16 protein-coding genes are annotated in these 18,332 nt (G+C 70.2%); 6 read left to right on the top strand and 10 right to left on the bottom strand.

From position 1 onward, the window contains the following. Positions 1 to 33: 33 nt before the first annotated feature. The gene (locus AB0C27_RS51585; RefSeq protein WP_357861895.1) at positions 34 to 2,097 is read left to right on the top strand and encodes a PhoX family phosphatase; all 2,064 of its coding nucleotides are present in this window, start codon (positions 34 to 36) and stop codon (positions 2,095 to 2,097) included. 34 nt (positions 2,098 to 2,131) lie between these two features. After that, positions 2,132 to 4,012: an ABC transporter ATP-binding protein gene (locus tag AB0C27_RS51580; protein ID WP_357861893.1), complete on the top strand. Its 1,881-nt coding sequence runs from the start codon at positions 2,132 to 2,134 to the stop codon at positions 4,010 to 4,012. On the opposite strand, the gene AB0C27_RS51575 is transcribed toward AB0C27_RS51580, so the two are convergent. After that, on the bottom strand, positions 3,973 to 5,385 hold the full coding sequence (locus tag AB0C27_RS51575) for an MFS transporter (protein WP_357861891.1): 1,413 nt from the start codon (positions 5,383 to 5,385) through the stop codon (positions 3,973 to 3,975). The genes AB0C27_RS51580 and AB0C27_RS51575 overlap by 40 nt on opposite strands. A 72-nt stretch (positions 5,386 to 5,457) precedes the next feature. Here AB0C27_RS51575 and AB0C27_RS51570 point away from each other — a divergent pair, with 72 nt between their 5' ends. Together AB0C27_RS51570 and AB0C27_RS51565 are read left to right on the top strand one after the other, a co-directional pair. Continuing rightward, positions 5,458 to 6,102 carry a TetR family transcriptional regulator gene (locus AB0C27_RS51570; protein WP_357862012.1) on the top strand — a complete coding sequence of 215 codons (645 nt, stop codon included), beginning with the start codon at positions 5,458 to 5,460 and terminating at the stop codon, positions 6,100 to 6,102. Positions 6,103 to 6,112: 10 nt separating this feature from the next. Then, complete coding sequence (locus AB0C27_RS51565; protein WP_357861889.1) at positions 6,113 to 6,862, top strand: methylenetetrahydrofolate reductase; 750 nt, start codon at positions 6,113 to 6,115, stop codon at positions 6,860 to 6,862. On the opposite strand, the gene AB0C27_RS51560 is transcribed toward AB0C27_RS51565, so the two are convergent. Genes AB0C27_RS51560 through AB0C27_RS51540 form a run of 5 tightly spaced genes read right to left on the bottom strand, consistent with a single transcriptional unit; the run spans position 6,855 to position 11,634 of the window. Continuing rightward, positions 6,855 to 7,175, bottom strand: coding sequence for a type II toxin-antitoxin system PemK/MazF family toxin (locus AB0C27_RS51560; protein ID WP_357861888.1), 321 nt, complete (start codon positions 7,173 to 7,175; stop codon positions 6,855 to 6,857). The genes AB0C27_RS51565 and AB0C27_RS51560 overlap by 8 nt on opposite strands. Next, on the bottom strand, positions 7,172 to 7,396 hold the full coding sequence (locus AB0C27_RS51555) for a hypothetical protein (RefSeq protein WP_357861886.1): 225 nt from the start codon (positions 7,394 to 7,396) through the stop codon (positions 7,172 to 7,174). The genes AB0C27_RS51560 and AB0C27_RS51555 overlap by 4 nt, the downstream gene beginning before the upstream one ends. A 29-nt stretch (positions 7,397 to 7,425) precedes the next feature. Next, positions 7,426 to 8,868, bottom strand: a complete 1,443-nt coding sequence (locus AB0C27_RS51550; RefSeq protein WP_357861884.1) for an MFS transporter — start codon at positions 8,866 to 8,868, stop codon at positions 7,426 to 7,428. Between the two features lie 45 nt (positions 8,869 to 8,913). Then, positions 8,914 to 9,576, bottom strand: a complete 663-nt coding sequence (locus tag AB0C27_RS51545) for a Crp/Fnr family transcriptional regulator (RefSeq protein WP_357861882.1) — start codon at positions 9,574 to 9,576, stop codon at positions 8,914 to 8,916. Positions 9,577 to 9,609: 33 nt separating this feature from the next. Further along, a complete protein-coding gene (locus AB0C27_RS51540) occupies positions 9,610 to 11,634 on the bottom strand; it encodes an adenylate/guanylate cyclase domain-containing protein (RefSeq protein WP_357861880.1) in 2,025 nt (674 codons plus the stop codon). A 196-nt stretch (positions 11,635 to 11,830) separates the two neighbouring features. On the opposite strand from AB0C27_RS51540, the gene AB0C27_RS51535 reads away from it, so the two are divergent. Then, positions 11,831 to 12,742, top strand: a complete 912-nt coding sequence (locus tag AB0C27_RS51535; RefSeq protein ID WP_357861878.1) for a hypothetical protein — start codon at positions 11,831 to 11,833, stop codon at positions 12,740 to 12,742. 290 nt (positions 12,743 to 13,032) lie between these two features. Here AB0C27_RS51535 and purL read toward each other — a convergent pair whose 3' ends face one another. The 4 genes from purL to purS all read right to left on the bottom strand — a co-directional run bounded on the left by purL (position 13,033) and on the right by purS (position 16,975). Further along, positions 13,033 to 15,282, bottom strand: coding sequence for a phosphoribosylformylglycinamidine synthase subunit PurL (gene purL, locus AB0C27_RS51530; protein WP_357861876.1), 2,250 nt, complete (start codon positions 15,280 to 15,282; stop codon positions 13,033 to 13,035). Between the two features lie 20 nt (positions 15,283 to 15,302). Beyond that, positions 15,303 to 15,986, bottom strand: coding sequence for a phosphoribosylformylglycinamidine synthase subunit PurQ (gene purQ / locus AB0C27_RS51525; RefSeq protein WP_357861874.1), 684 nt, complete (start codon positions 15,984 to 15,986; stop codon positions 15,303 to 15,305). A 123-nt stretch (positions 15,987 to 16,109) separates the two neighbouring features. Next, positions 16,110 to 16,496: an ATP-binding protein gene (locus AB0C27_RS51520; protein ID WP_346105694.1), complete on the bottom strand. Its 387-nt coding sequence runs from the start codon at positions 16,494 to 16,496 to the stop codon at positions 16,110 to 16,112. 233 nt (positions 16,497 to 16,729) lie between these two features. Beyond that, the gene (gene purS / locus AB0C27_RS51515) at positions 16,730 to 16,975 is read right to left on the bottom strand and encodes a phosphoribosylformylglycinamidine synthase subunit PurS (protein ID WP_346105659.1); all 246 of its coding nucleotides are present in this window, start codon (positions 16,973 to 16,975) and stop codon (positions 16,730 to 16,732) included. A gap of 224 nt (positions 16,976 to 17,199) precedes the next feature. Between purS and pdhA the strand changes: the two genes are divergently transcribed. Beyond that, positions 17,200 to 18,291: a pyruvate dehydrogenase (acetyl-transferring) E1 component subunit alpha gene (gene pdhA / locus AB0C27_RS51510; RefSeq protein ID WP_357861871.1), complete on the top strand. Its 1,092-nt coding sequence runs from the start codon at positions 17,200 to 17,202 to the stop codon at positions 18,289 to 18,291. Positions 18,292 to 18,332 lie beyond the last annotated feature (41 nt).

Genomic DNA, 18,332 nt, shown 5'->3' with positions numbered 1-18,332 from the left:
CGCCGTACAACCGCGCCCATTGATGGAGGACCTGTGGCGAACCCCGACGCGGGACGGCGGCTGCTGCCGCTGCTGTCCACCCCGCACAAAGGTGGCCGATCCGCGCTGACGTGTCAGTTCCGCTGCGGCAACGCGTGCGCGCATGACGTGGCCAACACCAGCGGCAACGCCTACTTCGGCGACGTGGTGCGCGAGGCGATGTCGCGGCGCGGCGTGCTGCGGGCGGGCGCGCTGGGCGCCCTCGTGGCCGGCGCGGGGGTGGCGGGCGCGGGCGTCCCGGCCTTCGCGGACGAGCCCGCGGAGGCCGCCAGGGGAAAGGGGCACGGCAGCGGCGACCTGCGCTTCACGCCCGTGCCGCCGAACAAGGAAGACGCGCTGAGCATCCCGGACGGTTACCGTTCCTCCGTGGTGGTGCGCTGGGGCGACCCGGTGCTGCCCGACGCACCGGAGTTCGACTTCGACAACCAGAGCGCCGACGCCCAGAACAAGCAGTTCGGCTACAACTGTGACTACGTGACGCTGCTGCCCATGGGCAAGGACCGGGCGCTGCTCTGGGTCAACCACGAGTACACCGACGAGAGCCTGATGTTCCGCGGCTACACCGGCGGCGCGGAGGCGACCGAGGAGCAGATCCGGATCGGGCTGGCCGCGCACGGCGGCTCGGTCGTGGAGATCGAGCGCTCCGGCGGCAAGGGCGAGTGGAAGCTGGTCACCAGGGGCCGCCGCCGCTACAACCGGCGCATCACGGCCCAGACGAAGATGCGGTTCAGCGGCCCGGCGGCGGGGCACGCCCTGCTCAGGACGGCGGCCGACCCCAAGGGCGTCGGGCCCGTCGGCATGCTGAACAACTGCTCGGGCGGCACCACCCCGTGGGGCACGGTGCTGACCGCCGAGGAGAACTTCGACCAGTACTTCGTCAACGGCGACAAGGTGCCGGCGGAGCAGAAGCCGTACATCACCCGCTACACGATCCAGACCGGCGTGCCGTCGAGCAGCCGCAGGTTCGACCGCGTCGAGGAGCGCTTCGACCTGGAAAAGCACCCGAACGAGGCCAACCGGTTCGGGTGGATCGTGGAGATCGACCCGTTCGACCCCGACTCCACGCCGATCAAGCGCACCGCGCTCGGGCGGTTCAAGCACGAGGCCGCCAACACGACGCTGGCCCGTGACGGCCGCCTGGTCGTCTACATGGGTGACGACTCGCGCTACGAGTACATCTACAAGTTCGTCTCCAAGGAGCGCTACAAGCCCGGTTTCGACCGGCACAACCGCACGCTGCTGGACGAGGGCACCCTGTACGTGGCCAAATTCACCGGCGACAGCCCGGCGTCCGAGATCGACGGCTCCGGCAAGCTGCCCGCGGACGGTGAGTTCGACGGCTCGGGCGAGTGGATTCCGCTGGTCTCGGGCGACAAGTCGTACGTGGACGGCATGTCCGCCGCCGAGGTGCTCGTCCACACCCGCTCGGCCGCCGACAAGGTCGGCGCGACCAAGATGGACCGCCCAGAGGACATGGAGCGCAACCCGGTCACCGGCGGCGTGTACGTGGCCCTGACCAACAACACCAACCGCACCGCGGCCGAGGCGGACGAGGCCAATCCGCGTTCCGCGAACAAGCACGGCCACGTCCTGGAGATCGTGGAGCGGCGCGGCGACGCCGGGGAGAAGCGGTTCGCCTGGTCGATCCCGCTGGTCTGCGGCGACCCGAACGACGCCGCCACCTACTTCGCCGGCTACGACAAGAGCAAGGTCTCGCCGATCTCCTGCCCGGACAACGTCACGTTCGACAAGGACGGCAACCTCTGGATCTCCACGGACGGCAACGCGCTGGGCACGAACGACGGCCTGTTCGTGATGCCGGTCAAGGGCAAGGAGCGCGGCCACCTGCGCCAGTTCCTCACCGTGCCGGTCGGCGCCGAGACCTGCGGCCCGCTCGTCACGGCCGACCAGCGCAGCGTCTTCGTGGCGGTGCAGCACCCGGGCGAGACCGACGGGGCGAGCCCGGAGGAGCCGAGCAGTCACTGGCCTGACGGAGACCAGCCGCGCCCGTCGGTCGCGGTGGTCTGGCACGGGCAGGGCAAGAAGATCGGCGCTTGACCTCAGGTTAACTTGAGGTCGTAGGGTCCGTGCCATGAGCATGGAAGTGACGGCCTGGCACCAGCTGTACTCGATGAACAACCAGCCGCAGCGTCGCAGCGTTTCGAGGGCGACGCTGCGGCGCATCGGCGGCTTCGCCCGCCCGCACCGCCGCAGGCTGGCGTGGTTCCTCGTGCTGAGCGTCGTGACGGCCGCCCTGGCGGTGGGCGCGCCGCTGCTCGCGGGCCGGGTTGTCGACGCCATCTTCACCGGCGAGCCGCTCCAGGTGGTCGTCACCGTGGCGCTGGCCATCGCCGCCCTGGCCATCGCGGAGGCCGGCCTGGGGCTGGTGAACCGGTGGCTGTCGGCGGGCCTGGGCGAGAGCCTCATCCTCGACCTGCGCACGGCCGTCTTCGACCACGTGCAGAAGATGCCGATCGCGTTCTTCACCAGGACCCGTACCGGCGCGCTGGTCAGCCGGCTCAACAACGACGTGATCGGCGCCCAGCGGGCCTTCACCGACACGCTGTCGGGCGTGGCGGGCAACCTCGTGACGCTCGTGCTGACGCTGATCGCGATGATCGGCATCTCCTGGCAGATCACCCTGCTCGCGCTGCTGCTCCTGCCCGTCTTCGTGCTGCCGGCCCGGCGGATGGGCACCAGGATCGCCCGGCTGCGGCGCGAGGCGGCCGACCTCAACGCGGCCATGGCCACGCAGATGACCGAGCGCTTCTCCGCGCCGGGCGCGACGCTGGTCAAGCTGTTCGGCCGGCCCGCGCACGAATCCACCGAGTTCGCGAGCAGGGCCAGCAGGGTCCGCGACATCGGGGTGCGCTCGGCGATGACCCAGTCGGCCTTCGTGACCGCGCTGACGCTGGTCTCCGCGCTGGCCCTGGCCCTCGTGTACGGCCTGGGCGGCTTCTACGCCCTGCGCGGACAGCTGGCCCCCGGCGCCCTGGTGGCCATGGCCATGCTGCTCACCCGCCTCTACGCGCCCCTGACCGCGCTGGCCAGCGCCCGCGTGGACGTCATGAGCGCGGTCGTCAGCTTCGAGCGCGTCTTCGAGGTGCTCGACCTCAAGCCGCTCATCCAGGACCGGCCGGACGCCCGCGAGGTGCCCGAGGGCCCGGTCTCGGTCGAGTTCGACGACGTGCGTTTCGCCTACCCCTCGGCCGACAAGGTCTCGCTCGCCTCACTGGAGGAGGTCGCCACGCTCGACTCGCGCGGCGGCGAGGAGGTGCTGCACGGCATCTCGTTCCGGGCCGAACCCGGCCAGATGGTGGCGCTGGTCGGCTCGTCGGGAGCGGGCAAGTCCACGATCGCCCAGCTGCTGCCCCGCCTGTACGACGTCGACTCGGGCGCCGTCCGGCTCGGCGGCGTGGACGTACGCGACCTGAGCGCCGACTCCATCCGCGACACGCTCGGCATGGTCACCCAGGACGGCCACCTGTTCCACGAGACCATCCGCGCCAACCTGCTGCTGGCCAGGCCGGAGGCGAGCGAGGACGAGCTCTGGGACGCGCTCTCTCGCGCCCGCCTGGCCGCCCTCATCGAGTCGCTGCCCGACGGGCTCGACACGGTCGTCGGCGAGCGCGGCTACCGCCTGTCGGGCGGCGAGCGCCAGCGCCTGACGATCGCCCGGCTGCTGCTGGCCAGGCCCAGGGTGGTCATCCTGGACGAGGCCACGGCGGCGCTCGACTCGACCTCGGAGGCGGCCGTGCAGGCGGCGCTGGGCGAGGCGCTGGCCGGCCGGACCGCCGTGGTGATCGCGCACCGGCTCTCCACGATCAGGGCCGCCGACGTCATCCTCGTCATCGAGGACGGGCGGGTGGCCGAGCGCGGCACGCACGCCGAGCTGCTCGCCGCCGGCGGCCGCTACGAGGAGCTCTACCGCACTCAGTTCGAGGACCCCACGACGGCGGGCGCGGCGGCCTGAGGCTCCTCAGGCTCGGCCCGGTCGCGCAGCGACCAGAGCGCGATCGGGATCGCCGCCACCACCACGACGGCCGCGATGACCAGCGTGAACTGGTAGGCGTCGAGGAAAGCAGCCAGCGGCGGCAGGTCGCTGCCGCTCTGCCTGGAGCTGAGGAACGCGCCCAGCACGGTGATGCCGAGCAGCCCGAACACCTCGCGGGAGACGTTGAGCACGCCCGAGGCCACCCCGGCGCGGGCCTTGGGCATGCCGCCCAGCACGGCGGAGGTCAGGGGGACGAGCAGGCCGCCGCCGAGGCCGTACAGGAGGAACCAGGGGGCGACGTCGGGAAAGCCGCCGTCGGCGCCGACGCGGGAGATCAGGAAGATCGCCGCGCCCATGAGCGCCATCCCGAGCGCCACCGTGCGGCCGATGCCGAGCGCGGCGCTGATCCGCTGCGACAGGAGCGCGACCACGGCCATGGTCAGCGCCATCGGCACGAACGACGCGCCCGCCTCGGTGGGGGTGAAGCCGAGCACGTTCTGCAGCCACAGGGCGCTGAAGAAGTAGATCCCGAACACCCCGAACGACCAGATCCCGCTGGTCAGCAGCCCGCCGCTGAACACCCGCGACCTGAACAGCGACACCGGCACCATCGGTTCGGCGGCGCGCGACTCGGCCAGCACGAACGCCACGGCCGCGACCACGAACACGCCCGCCGCGGCCAGGATCGCGGGTGAGGTCCAGCCGGCGCTCTCGCCCTCGATGAGCGCGTACGTCAGGGCGAAGAGCGCCACCGCCGAGGTGACCAGGCCGGGCACGTCGAGGTTGTGGCGCACCCGCTCGAACGCGGGCCTGACCGCCCACAGCGCCAGCCCGGCCGTCACGACGCCGATGGGGACGTTGACCAGGTAGATCCAGCCCCAGTGCAGGTTCTCGCTGATGAAGCCGCCCACGACCGGCCCGAGCGCCATCGACAGCGCTCCCGCCATGCTCCAGATGCCCACGGCCCTGCCGCGCTCATCGGGGTCGGGGAAGATCTGGCTGATCAGCGCGAGCGCGGTGGGGGTGAGCAGGGCCGCGCCCACGCCCTGCACGGCTCGCGCCGCGATCAGCATGTCGCCCGAGGTGGCCAGTCCGGCCGCCAGCGAGGCCACGGTGAAGACGGCCAGGCCGCCGAGGAAGACCCTGCGGGCGCCGTACACGTCGGACAGCCGGCCGCCGGCCAGCATGAGGCCGGCGAAGACCAGGATGTACGAGCTGACGATCCACTCCAGGCCCGAGATTGTCAGGCCCAGGTCCCGCTGGATCGTGGGCAGGGCGACATTGCCCACGTTGTTGTCCAGATAGGTCATGAAGGTGCCTAGTGTCACCGCCGCCAAAGCCCACCATCGCATGAAATATCCTCCTATACGCTGTACTTGTACGTCGTATAGTTGAACTTGTACGTCGTATAGTTGTCAACCGTGATGGGAAAACTGACCGCGCGGGCGATCGCGGAACGGGCCCTGGAGATCGGCGACGTCGAGGGCCTCGAAGCCGTGACCATCCGCCGCCTGGCCACCGACCTCGGCGTGACCCCGATGGCCCTCTACTGGCACTACAAGAACAAGGAGCAGTTGCTCGTCGGCATGGCCGACCACCTGATCGGCGGCTTCGCGCCCAAGCCCGCCGACGAGCGCCCCTGGCAGGACCAGCTCCGCGACCTGGTCGAGGGCCTGATCAGGACACTGCGCACCCACCCCTGCGCCAAGGGCATCCTGGAGCAGATCGACCCGGTCGAGGTGGAGCACTTCCTGGCCGTCTGGGACCGCGCGCTCGGGCTGGCCCGTACGGCCGGCTTCACCGTGGACGAAAGCTGCCTGATCACCAAATACCTCCTGCAGAGCGCCATCTCCATCGCGGACGCGCCCGTCCACGTCCGGGCCGACTGCGAGTGGGAGGAGCAGGTGCGGATCAAGCAGGTGGGCCTGCAGTCGCTGCCCGTGCAGCGCTACCCCCACCTGGTGGAAGGCGCCTCCTCACTGGCCGGCGGACTGGCTCCCGGCCTGTACGACACCTTCGGCGTCGACCTCGTCCTGTCCGGCATCGAGGCGCTGGCGGCCAGGCGTTAGGGTCGTGATCATGCCCTTCGAGCTGATCTGCGAGATCGAACCCCCGACCAAGCCCGATCTGAAGCACGTCAGGCACCAGATCGGCACGATGAGCACGATCGCCCACTCGTTCCTCATCCCCGACAACCACATCGGCCGCGCCACCGTCTCCAGCGTGGCCGTGGCCCACGAGGTCGAGGCCATGGGCGGGCGCGGCATCGCCTGCCTCAACTCGCGCGACCGCAACCTGCTCGGCTTCCGCCGCGACCTCCTCACGGCGGCGGCGTACGGGGTCGAGCGGTTCCTGTTCGTCTACGGCGACAAACCGACGAGCGGTAACCGGACGAGCGATCTGACGGTGCGCTCGATGATCGCGGAGGCGCGCGAGTTCTCACCCGGCTTCCGCGTGGGCGCCGCCGCCGCGCTGCGCCCGCTTCCGGCTTGGAAGCTCCAGGCCGACTTCCTGTTCAGCCAGGTCAGCTACTCGGTCGAGGCGCAGGTGCGCTGGCGCGAAGAGCACCCCGCCGACGTGCCCGTCTACGCCGGCGTCATGGTCCTGGCCAGCGAGCGGCACGCCCGCACCCTGGCCGCCGCCATCCCCGACATCGCCCTGCCCGAGGATCTGGTGCGCCGGGTGGCCGCCGACCGCATGGCGGGCGTGGAGGCGGCCTGCGAGCAAGTGCTGGCCCTGCGCGACTCGGGCGCCTTCGCCGGCGTCCACCTCATCCCGGTCTCCCGCTACCGCGACGTCGAATCCAGACTGGCCCCGGCCCTCAAATAAGCCCGAGCTTCAGCATCAGCGCCCGATCAAGATCGGCACACTCATGCGCTTCCAGCGCGCCCGTGAACTCCCCGAGTCTTGATGGGGAAACGGAGTAGATCTGATCCGTCAGGACTCGGGACTTCGTTCCGTTGAATTCGATCTCCAGCCGGTAGACGGCAGGCCCAGCGCTCGTTGAGGTCATCGCTATGGTCAACGTGCTCGTGGTGAAGCGGTCCGACTGAATGATCACACCGTAGCGCCGCCCCTGTTGCTCGTGGTCGCGGGTCCCTGGCAGGGCCTTGAGCTCGTAGATCGCGCCCCGAAATATCACTCGGCTACGCCCATGAAGCGCTGGATCGCCAACATCTCGGCCTGATCGTCAGGGTCGTTGCGCAGTCGGTCCGCGTCCGCTGTGGCCTGGTTGAGTAGCATTTCCTTGTAAGTGTGGAGCAGGGCGTAACGAACCGCCTCAGAGCGGCTTCTCGTCTCCCCTGCGAGCGCACGCAGGGCCGTCTCCATGGCTTCGTCGGTGCGTACGTTAAGCGTTCCCATGGCCTAAGTGTAACACGGTCTGTAATACATCAGCGACGTGGTGGGCGGGCGAGGGCGGCCAGGGCGGTGCCGGTGAGGGCTACGGCGAAGAGGACGCCGTACGCGCGCTGGAACCCGTCCATGAGCTGCCCCACCGCCACCGGCGAGAGCGTGGACAGCGTGCCCGCGTACACCTGCGCCCGCAGCGCCGGCCCGACCGATGCGGTCAGGACGCTGAGTGACAGGCCGACGCTGATCACGATGCCGACGTTCATCACCATGACCCGGAAGCCGTTGACCACTCCCAGGCTGCCGGTCGGCAGCGCCCGCATGACCTGCGTCGTGTTCCCGGTCAGGAACGTTCCGCTGCCGCAGCCGGCCACGAACAGCCCGCCCCCGATCACCCAGTACGGCGTCGCCGGATCGGCCGCCAGCGCCAGCACGCCGAGCCCGGTCGTGCTCATCGCCGCCCCCACGATCGACAGCGCGTACGGCGACACCCGCCGCCCCAGCATGCCCACGAGCGGGGAGGCCAGCCCGATCCCGACCGGCACCGGCAGCACGCTCAGCCCCGCCTCGAACGCGTCCAGGCCCTTGGCCGCCTGGAAGTACAGCGCCACCACGAGGATCAGCGCGGAACGGGCCAGCGCGTTGCAGAAGGAGGCCAGGTTCGCGCAGGCCAGCAGCCGCCCGCCGAACAGCCGCAGATCCAGCACCGGGCTGGGGGAGCGCCGCCCGGCCAGCACGATGAGCGGCACCAGCAGCACGAAGACCCCCGCCCCAATCAGGAACACAGGGCTGGACAGCCCGCCGGAGCCGGCCTCCGACAGCGCCAGCAGCAGCGCCGACAGCGCCGCGAACACCAGCAGGTTGCCCAGCGCGTCCACCGGCGCCTTCGGCCTCCTGGGCATCTTCCGCAGCAGGCCCGCGCCCACGGCGAGCGCGATCAGCCCGGCGGGCACGTTGATCCAGAAGATCCACTGCCAGCCGGCCGTCTCCGCGATCAGCCCGCCGAGCGTGGGCCCCGCGAGCTGGGCCACCGACAACGTGCCGATGTAGACGCCCATGCCCTGGCTGAGCCGGTCGGGCGGGAAGGCGTCGGTGATGATCACAGTGCCGTTCGCCAGGATCATGGCCGCGCCGACCGCCTGCAAGGCCCGCGTCCCGATGAGGAACCACACGTCCGGCGACAGCCCCGCCAGCAGCGAGGCGAGCGTGAACAGGGCGAACCCCGTCAGATAGACCTCACGCCGGCCGAGCAGGTCCGCCACGCGGCCGAAGAACACCAGGCTCGCGGTGTTGACCAGCAGGAACGCCAGCAGGATCCAGGTCGACTCCAGCGCACTGGCCCCGAAGTGCCGCACGACCGTCGGCAGGGCCACGTTGAGCGTGCTGCCGGCCACGCCGATGAGGACGATGCCCAGGCTGGTGACCGCGCACACGCGCCAGGCGTAACGCAGGCGGGTGTCGTCCTGGGGGGTGACGGCGGGCATGCCCTCCACTATGACGTACGACGTACGTCCGATTTGTACCAGGGGTCACCTGGCTCGCTTGCGCAACCCCTCAAGGTCGTGGATCACCACGCGCCGCCTGCCGGTCTCGATCAGGCCCCGGTCGCGCAGCGTGCGCAGCGCCTTGCTGACGGCCTCGCGGGAGGCGCCGGTCCAGCCGGCCAGCTCGTCCTGCGACAGGGGCAGCGCGACACGCACGCCGCTGTTGGTCTTCTCGCCGTAGCGCTCGGCCAGCTCGAGCAGCCGGGTGGCGACCCGGCCCGTGGTGTCGAACGCGCCGTACTCGATTCGCTTCCTGTCGGCGTCGCGCAGCCGCCCGCTGACGAGCTTCATCAGCAGCACCGCCACGCGCCCGTGGGACTCCAGGAACGTGGAGAAGTCGCGCACCACGATGCCGGAGATCGGCTCAAGCGCGGTGACCGTGGTCGAGCGGGGGGATCCGTCGATGGCCGAGAGCTCGCCCAGCAGCGCGCCGGGACCGCGTACGGCCAGCACCACCTCGGTGCCGCCGCTGGTGTGGGAGGAGCACTTGACCCGGCCCTCCATCAGCAGGAGCACCCAGTCGGACGTGTCGCCCTCGGTCATGATGGTGGTGCCCCGATCCCAGCGCCTCGGCCGGCCGGCCGAGCGCAGGGCGTCGACCTCTTCCGGGGTCAGCATGGAAAGAAACTCACCGGGCTCTGGATCCATGCGCCTGATTATGTCGGTACGGCTATCACCGTTCTATGTCATTTCGGTCAGAACATAGGCCTCGACGAGCTCTTCCTTGCCCTTGAGGCTGAGTCTTCCCAGCGGCGTCACCGTGGCGTCATCGCCCAGTTGCCGCAGCGTCGTCTCGCCGATCACGACCGTGCCGGGCTCGGCCACGCCCTGGAGCCTGGCGGCCACGTTGACGCAGTCGCCCATCGCGTTGAAGCCGCGCAGCTCCGGGCTGCCGATGTTGCCGACGAGCGCGGGACCGGTGTTGACGCCCACCCGGAACGTCGGCCACTCGATGTCGTCCTCCCGCTTCCACAACATCTCCTCGGCGATCTCGGACGCGGCCCGCTGCATCGCGAGCGCCGCCTTGCAGGCCGACCGCGCGTGCCCCGTCTGCGTGGCCGGCGCGTTGAACAGCGCCAGCAGCGCGTCACCGACGAACTGCACGATCGTGCCGCCGTTGTCGAGGATGCGGGGCACCGCGGCCGTGTGGTAGCGGTTGAGCATCTCGACGATCTCGCCGGGCGTGACCTTCTCCGAGAACGTGGTGAAGCCCTTGAGGTCGGCGAAGAGCGCGGTCAGCTCCTTCACCTCGCCGCCCAGCGCCGCCTGCCGCGGGTCGGCCAGCAGCGCGTGGGCCACGTCGGGCGACATGTACTGGTGGAAGAGCGTGTGCAGCTCCTGGTAGAGGCGGGCGTTCTCCAGCGAGATGGACAGCTGGCCGGCCAGCGTGGCGGCGAGCGCCTCGTCCTGGTTGGTCCGCCCGATCGGCACCTCCAGCACGCCCGCCAGGTTGCCCTTGACGGTCAGCGGGAAGGCCAGCAGCTGGTCACGCCTGATGGGGTTGCCGTCGGCGAACTGGTAGTCGCGCGAGCCGATCTGGGTGCGGCCGTCGGCCACCAGCGCGATCTTGACATCGCCGTACGCCTGCCGCACCCGTTCGAGCGACGAGGTCAGCAACTGGTCCTCCGGCAGCCCGATCCTGGTCTGGGCGCTCACCGACACCAGCGCGGCCAGCCGCTCCGACAGCGCCCGCTCGTTGGCCAGCGCCTCGCCCGCCCGGTCGAGCACCGCCGCCTGGCCCTCGTTGAGCCGGAACTTGCCCGACAGCCGGGTCGCGGCCAACGGCTCGCCCCTGCGTACGTGCTCGACCATCTCCTCCAGCGCCTTGTCGTAGTCGCGCTGAATGCGCCGCACGGTCGCCGACAGCGCCACCGAGTCGAACAGCCCCGCGCTCGACCCCTCCCGCCGGAACTGCAGGTAGGAGCTGTAGGCCACGAAGACGAAGGCGAAGACGAGCAGGATGTGCCATTCCCACCAGGACAGGTGCCAGTTGAGCTGGGACATGCCCGCGACCATCGACTCGGCCAGCAGCGCGTAGGCGGTGATCAGGCTGATCAGCATCGCCGAAGGCCGCCGCCGGTGGAGCAGGAACATCATCACGCTGGCCGCCGCGTACAGCAGCAGCCCCGGCACCGACGCCCACGCCAGCCAGGTCATCGGCGACTCAAGAGGCGGCTCGCTGAGCGAGGTCAGGCCGGGCACCAGCGAGGTCACGCCCCAGAGCACCATGATGCCGACGAGCGCGGCGCGCACGAAGTGTTGCGCGCCCAGCACCGCCTTGGCCTGCTGCTCGCCGAGCGGCAGCGCGGAGGCGAACGCGAACAGCGCCGCGATCGACAGCCCCACCTGCTGGCCGATGTCGAACCCGACGGAGCCGGTGTCGAGGATCACCTTCGGGGTGGACAGCCCGTGCAGGAAGAAGAACCCGGCGCTGGTCAGGAAGACCATGGAGACCAGGAACAGCCGCGCGTCCTGCCGTCGGCGCGAGGACTCGCTGATGAGGACGCCGAGCACGACGTTGACCCCGGCCACCAGGATGATCATCCAGAAGTGGCTGGCATTGTGCTGCCAGGGGATGTTGAGGTGGGGCTGGGCGAGCAGGAGCCAGAGCCCGAGCATGGGCACGACGAGGTGGATTCCCCACACCACGCCGCGCACGGGCTGGGTGGCGGGCGGGAGATAGGACGCGGGAGCGGGGGTTGGCACAGATCGATTATCCACGCTCGCTCGCTGTCGCGACTGCGTCGTTTTACTCACCCTCGGTACCGACAAACCGTCAACAACCTCAGTAACCCTCTGTTTTGTGACCAATGCGTTACGTAATCAGTGTCACCCTTTGGAACGTTTGAAGCGTGAATCTCATGCATCCCATGAGCATCACCAAACCCTCTGGAGGGGAATCGTGCCTAGCCAGGTTCGCCGCGGGCGTACGCTCACGCTCGCCACCGTGGGGGCGCTCGCCGCCTCGCTCCTCGCCACCGGCGGCGTCGCCACCGCCTCGTCCGCCGTCTCCGCCGCCGCCTCGGTGGGCGCCACGGCCGGCACGGTGGTCGCGTGCGTGCACAGGAAGTCGCGTTACGTCCGCATCGTCAACGCCACGGCCAAGTGCAGGAAGATCGAGGTACGCGTGCTCATCGGCGGGGGCGGCACGTCCACGACCGGCCAGACGGGCAGCCAGGGCCCCGCGGGCCCCGAAGGTCCCCAGGGCCCGCAGGGGCCGCAGGGCCTCAAGGGCGACCGTGGCCAGCACGGCAGGCCCGGGCCGCAGGGCAAGCAGGGCGTGGCCGGTCCTCAGGGCCCTCAAGGACCGCAGGGCGAGCAGGGTCCGAAGGGTGACCAGGGCCTCAAGGGCGACCAGGGCCCTAAGGGCGAGCAGGGTGAGCCGGGCAAGCCGGGCGCGCAGGGCGAACCCGGCAAGCCCGGCACCGCAGGCCCGAAGGGCGACACCGGCCCCCGCGGCCTGCAAGGCCCCAAGGGCGACACCGGCCAGCGCGGCCCGCAGGGCCCTCAGGGCCCTCAGGGCCCGAAGGGCGAGCCCGGCGGCGGCGCGGCCTACACCACCTACGTCGTCAGCGACCGGTTCAACGGCAACTCCGGCACGGCGAACTGCAAGAAGGGCGACGCCGTGACCGGCGGCGGCTTCCAGGTGGACTCGCGCTACCAGGTGACCAGCAGCATGCCGACGGGCGGCGGCTGGTCGGTCGCCATCACCAAGGCCGACTTCAAGACCGCCGACGGCCAGGCCGGCTCGCAGATGTCGGGCGGCGGCAGCGGCGGTGGCACGGTCTACGCCGTCTGCCTGGAGAAGAAGTAACGACCACGCCGGCAGGCGTCCAAGCGCCTCACGACCAGAAGGAAGGGGCCCGCACGTGCGCGTGCCGCCCGCCGGACACAGGCCGGCACCCAGGTGCTGTGGGTGGCGGCCGTCGGACGGTGGCGGGCACGGACAAGTGGTGATCGTCGGACAGGCGTCGGCACATGCGCCTGACGCCCGTCAGGCGGTCACGGCACGTGCGGGATTGCGGTCGTGGGTGACAGGGCCGGTACGGATCTCCGTACCGGCCCTGGATAACCATGGGAAAGACCGCCTCTGAAAGAAGGGCCTCAGCCGAACAGTGCCGGCAGCGCCGCCGTGTGCGTCTCCCGCAGCTCCTCGACGGGAACCTCGAACACGTCCTTGACCACCAGCGCGCTCCCGCCGGTCATCCCGAGCCCGTAGCAGGGCACGTCGTGCCGCCCGCACAGCGAGGCGAACTCGGCGTACGCCTCGGGCCGCACGGCGACGAGCGCCCGCGACGCCGACTCGCTGAACAGGTCGGTGAAGGCGTCTCCGGTCAGCTCCACCGTCGCCCCGACGCCCCGCGCCAGGCACGACTCGGCCAGCGCGACGGCCAGCCCGCCGTCCGACAGGTCGTGAGAGCCCGCGAGCAGCCCGCGCCGAGCGGCCTCGACCAGGACGGTGGCCAGCGCCTTCTCCGCCTCCAGGTCGGCCCTGGGCGGCAGCCCGCCCAGGTGGCGGTGGGCGACATGCGCCCACTCGGAGCCGCCGAACTCGTCGCGGGTGTCGCCCAGCAGCACGACCCGCAGCCCCTCGGCGACGAACCCCGTCGGCACCCGCGCGGCCACGTCGTCGATCACGCCGAGCACGCCCACGACCGGCGTCGGGTGGATCGCCGTCGAGCCCGTCTGGTTGTAGAAGGAGACGTTTCCGCCGGTCACCGGCACGCCCAGGGCCCGGCAGGCGTCCGCGAGACCGCGCGTGGCCTCCGCGAACTGCCACATGACCTCGGGGTCCTCGGGGGAGCCGAAGTTGAGGCAGTTGGTGACGGCCAGCGGATTGGCGCCGGTGACGGCCACGTTGCGGTACGCCTCGGCGAGCGCGAGCTGCGCCCCCGCGTACGGGTCGAGCTTGGCGTAGCGCCCGTTGCCGTCGGTGGCCAGCGCGATGCCCCTGGTCGTCGCCTCGGCGCCTTCCATGACCTCGGAGATGCGCACCATGCCCGCGTCGGCCGGCTGCGCCAGCACGGTGTTGGAGCGGACATAGCGGTCGTACTGGTCGGTCACCCACTCCTTGGAGGCCAGGTTGGGCGAGCCGAGCAGCTTGAGCAGCGTCTCGCGCAGGTCGGCGGGCCGCTCCAGCCGGTCGGGGGTGTCGGCGTTGAGCGCGGCCTGGCCTGCGGGCTCGTGGAAGGGCCGCTCGTAGACCGGGCCCTCGTCGGCCGCCGTGCCCGGCGGGATGTCCACGATGACCTCGCCGTCCCAGGTCATGACCAGGCGGCCGGTGTCGGTGACCTCGCCGATGACGGCGGCGGGCACGTCCCACCGCTGGCAGATCGCCATGAACGCGGGGATGTCGTCGGGCCGGACCACGGCCATCATCCGCTCCTGCGACTCGCTCATGAGGATCTCCTCGGGCCTGAGCGAGGGGTCGCGGAGCGGGACCAGGTTGAGGTCGACGGTCATGCCGCCGGTGCCCTTGGCGGCCAATTCGGTGGTGGCGCAGGAGACGCCGGCCGCGCCGAGGTCCTGGATGCCGACGACGACGTCGGCGGCGTAGAGCTCAAGGCAGCACTCGATGAGCAGCTTCTCCATGAACGGGTCGCCCACCTGCACGGCCGGCCGCTTGGCCTGCGACTCGTCCTCGAACGTGGCGCTCGCCAGCACCGAGGCGCCGCCGATGCCGTCGGGGCCGGTGGAGGCGCCGAACAGCACGACCTTGTTGCCCGGCCCCGGCGCGGTGGCCAGCTTGATCTGGTCTTTGCGCAGCAGGCCCACGCACAGGGCGTTGACCAGCGGGTTGCCGAGGTAGCAGGGGTCGAAGACGACCTCGCCGCCGATGTTGGGCAGGCCCAGGCAGTTGCCGTAGCTGCTGATGCCCTCGACCACGCCGGGCAGCACCCTGCGGGTGTCGACCGCGTCGGCGGCGCCGAAGCGCAGCGCGTCCATGACGGCGATCGGGCGCGCGCCCATCGACATGATGTCGCGCACGATCCCGCCGACGCCGGTGGCCGCGCCCTGGTGCGGCTCCACGTAGGAGGGGTGGTTGTGCGACTCGATCTTGAACGTGGCCGCCCAGCCGTCGCCGATGTCGACCACGCCGGCGTTTTCCCCCATGCCCACCAGCAGCGCCTCGGAGGCGGGCGCCTTGGTGGCGAACTGCCGCAGATGCACCTTGGAGGACTTGTACGAGCAGTGCTCGGACCACATGACGCTGTAGATGGCCAGCTCGGAGCCGGTGGGACGGCGACCCAGGATCTCCTTGACCCGGTCGTACTCCTCGGACTTCATCCCCAGCTCGGCGAAGGGCATCGGCTCGTCGGGAGTCTCCGCGGCTCGCTTCACGCTGTCGGCCATGTGCCTGCCGGCTCCCTCGCTCACGTGTTCACCAGATTCTTCAGGATGGAGGTGAAGAAGCCCAGACCGTCGGTGCTCGGCGCTCCGACCAGCTCTTCGACCGCGTGCTCCGGGTGCGGCATGAGCCCGACCACGTTGCCCGCCTCGTTACGGATGCCGGCGATGTCGTTGAGCGAGCCGTTGGGGTTGCCGCCCACGTAGCGGAACACCACGTGGCCGCCCGCCTCCAGCGCCGCGAGCGTGTCGTCGGAGGCCACGTAGCGGCCCTCGCCGTGCTTGACCGGCAGCACGATCTCCTGGCCGGCCTCGAACGAGTTGGTCCAGGCGGTCGCGGTCTGCTCGACCCTGACCCGCTGGTCGCGGCAGACGTAGTGCAGCGAGGCGTTACGGGTCAGCGCGCCGGGCAGCAGATGCGCCTCGCACAGGATCTGGAACCCGTTGCACGTGCCGATCACCGGCAGCCCCGCCTTCGCGGCCGGGACGAGCTCCTCCATGAGCGGCGCGAAGCGCGAGATGGCCCCGCAGCGCAGATAGTCGCCGTAGGAGAAGCCACCGGGCAGGAAGACGGCGTCGACCCCCTTGAGGTCGCGGTCGGCGTGCCACAGCGGAACCGCCTGCGCGCCGACGAGGCGCACGGCTCTGGCTGCGTCCTGGTCGTCGAGAGTGCCGGGAAACGTGACAACGCCCACACGGGCAGCGCTCATGACAGTCGTCCCCTCCAGAGGAATGCGCGCGCCACCGCCCGATCGGGGTGGACGGCGGTGTCACCAGGTTATCGGGTGCTTCCCCATGGTCCGCATCGGCTCAGCCACGAGCGGACACGCAGGTCAGACCGCGGCCAGTTCACGCGGACGGGCTTGCGCCTCTTCGTCCCTGTCGAGCAGCTTGCGCAGATGGACGGTCGTGCCACGCCCCGGCGTGATGCCGAAGGAGATCTCGTCGACCACGGAGCGCATGATCAGCAGGCCGCGGCCATTTTCGGTGTCGGGAGGAGGGAACTGGCGCGGCATCGACGGCACGCCGGAGCCGTTGTCCGCCACGCGTACGTCGCAGTGGTCGGAGCCGATCGCGGCCGTCACCTCGTAGCGGTTGGCCGGCCCTCCGTGCCGGACCGCGTTGGAACACGCCTCGGAGACGGCGAGCAGCATGTCGGCGATGCACGTCTCACTCACGTTGAGTGAACGCATGGCGTCGCCTAGCACCCGCCTGACCATCGGTATGCCGATCGCATCCCGAGGCAGGGCCAACGAGAACTCAATATCCACCGGACTCCTCCGGGCTCCGGAATGTCACCTGGAGTAGGTTTCCCTGAGAAAACGGGGCTAACCGCAAAATCACGTTGTTGTTATTTACTGTTGGCAAGCCCGTGGCATTGTGGCACGGGCGAACCCGACTTTAACCGCCGCGGGGGAAATCCGGCGCCAAAAGTGCCTTCCCGGCCTCCGGCTCAGTCTTCGACCCTGACGGCGTAGTCCTCGATCACCGTGTTGGCCAGCAGTGTCTCGGCCATCTTGCGCACTTCCGCCAGCGCCGCCTCGTCGGCCGCGCCCTCGATCTCGACCTCGAAACGCTTGCCCTGGCGCACTGCGGAGACGCCGGAGAAGCCGAGCCTCGGCAGCGCTCTGGCGATCGCCTGGCCCTGCGGGTCGAGGATCTCGGGCTTCAACATGACGTCCACGATGACGCGGGCCACTGCGTTCCTCCTGGGAGCGGTGGGTGGATGGGAAGCACAGCCTACCGGCGCGTGTGGCTGCCGACACAACGGGAACGGGGAGGACATGGGGCTTGCGCACAGGGCTGTGACGTCTGCCACGATGGCCCCAACAGCGGGCGAACCACCACCTAACGGTTCGCCGCGAAGAAGGCTGGCCTAAGGTGGCAACCCCATCGACACCAGCCCCGACCAGCAGGAGTGGCATGACAACCGACGCCTCTCGTGGTGCTGAAGCACCTCCGGAGCTCGTCCAGCTGCTCACCCCCGAGGGCGAGCGGGTCGAGCACCCCGACTACGACATCGACCTGAGCGCGGAGGAGGTCCGGTCGCTCTACCGCGACCTGACGCTCGTCCGGCGCATCGACCTGGAGGCCGTGGCGCTGCAGCGCCAGGGCGAGCTGGGCATCTGGGCCTCGCTGCTCGGCCAGGAGGCCGCCCAGATCGGCTCGGGCCGCGCCCTGACCGACTCCGACATGGCCTTCCCCACCTACCGCGAGCACGGCGTCGCCTGGTGCCGCGACGTGGACCCGGTGAAGCTGCTGGGGCTGTTCAGGGGGGTCAACCACGGCGGGTGGGACCCAGAGGAGCACAACTTCCACCTGTACACGATCGTGATCGGCAGCCAGACCCTGCACGCGGTCGGCTACGCCATGGGCATCCAGCGCGACGACGCCAACGCCGCCACGATCGTCTACTTCGGCGACGGCGCCACCTCGCAGGGCGACGTCAACGAGTCGTTCATCTGGGCCAGCGTGTTCAACGCGCCCATCGTGTTCTTCTGCCAGAACAACCAGTGGGCCATCTCCGAGCCGCTGGAGAAGCAGACCCGCATCCCGCTCTACCGCCGGGCCTCGGGTTTCGGCTTCCCCGGCATCAGGGTCGACGGCAACGACGTGTTCGCCTGCCTGGCCGTGACGCGCAAGGCGCTCGAAGCCGCCCGTACGGGGCAGGGTCCGACGCTCATCGAGGCGTTCACGTACCGGATGGGCGCCCACACCACCACCGACGACCCCACCCGCTACCGGGTGGCCAGCGAGCTGGAGGCGTGGAAGCTGAAGGACCCGATCGAGCGGGTCAAGGCCTACCTGTTCAAGAACGAGCTGGCCGACCAGGCGTTCTTCGACTCCGTCGACGCCGAGGCCGACCAGCTCGGGGCCGACCTGCGCAGGCGCTGCCTGGCCATGCCCGACCCCGAGCCGCTCGACATCTTCGACCACGTCTACCGCGAGCCCCACTCCCTGATCGACCGGGAGCGCGCCCAGTTCGCCGCGTACTTGGAGGGGTTCCGTGACTGAGTCGTACCGGCCTGCCGTCGTGGCGGTCGCGAAGGAGGCGT

This window comes from Nonomuraea sp. NPDC048882 (assembly GCF_040649755.1).
GTDB classification, from domain to species: Bacteria; Actinomycetota; Actinomycetes; order Streptosporangiales; family Streptosporangiaceae; genus Nonomuraea; species Nonomuraea maheshkhaliensis.
Note: the sequence above shows the minus strand (reverse complement) of the source record. Positions and strands in the feature narration are given on the sequence as shown.

What these genes read in the sequence shown, in the direction of transcription:
- AB0C27_RS51520 (WP_346105694.1), bottom strand. Translation starts at nt 16,496, where the DNA reads ATGGTCAGGCGGGTGCTAGGCGACGCCATGCGTTCACTCAACGTGAGT.
- AB0C27_RS51570 (WP_357862012.1), top strand. Translation starts at nt 5,458, where the DNA reads ATGGGAAAACTGACCGCGCGGGCGATCGCGGAACGGGCCCTGGAGATC.
- pdhA (WP_357861871.1), top strand. Translation starts at nt 17,200, where the DNA reads ATGACAACCGACGCCTCTCGTGGTGCTGAAGCACCTCCGGAGCTCGTC.
- AB0C27_RS51545 (WP_357861882.1), bottom strand. Translation starts at nt 9,576, where the DNA reads ATGGATCCAGAGCCCGGTGAGTTTCTTTCCATGCTGACCCCGGAAGAG.
- purL (WP_357861876.1), bottom strand. Translation starts at nt 15,282, where the DNA reads ATGGCCGACAGCGTGAAGCGAGCCGCGGAGACTCCCGACGAGCCGATG.
- AB0C27_RS51550 (WP_357861884.1), bottom strand. Translation starts at nt 8,868, where the DNA reads ATGCCCGCCGTCACCCCCCAGGACGACACCCGCCTGCGTTACGCCTGG.
- AB0C27_RS51575 (WP_357861891.1), bottom strand. Translation starts at nt 5,385, where the DNA reads ATGCGATGGTGGGCTTTGGCGGCGGTGACACTAGGCACCTTCATGACC.
- AB0C27_RS51580 (WP_357861893.1), top strand. Translation starts at nt 2,132, where the DNA reads ATGAGCATGGAAGTGACGGCCTGGCACCAGCTGTACTCGATGAACAAC.
- AB0C27_RS51555 (WP_357861886.1), bottom strand. Translation starts at nt 7,396, where the DNA reads ATGGGAACGCTTAACGTACGCACCGACGAAGCCATGGAGACGGCCCTG.
- purQ (WP_357861874.1), bottom strand. Translation starts at nt 15,986, where the DNA reads ATGAGCGCTGCCCGTGTGGGCGTTGTCACGTTTCCCGGCACTCTCGAC.
- AB0C27_RS51565 (WP_357861889.1), top strand. Translation starts at nt 6,113, where the DNA reads ATGCCCTTCGAGCTGATCTGCGAGATCGAACCCCCGACCAAGCCCGAT.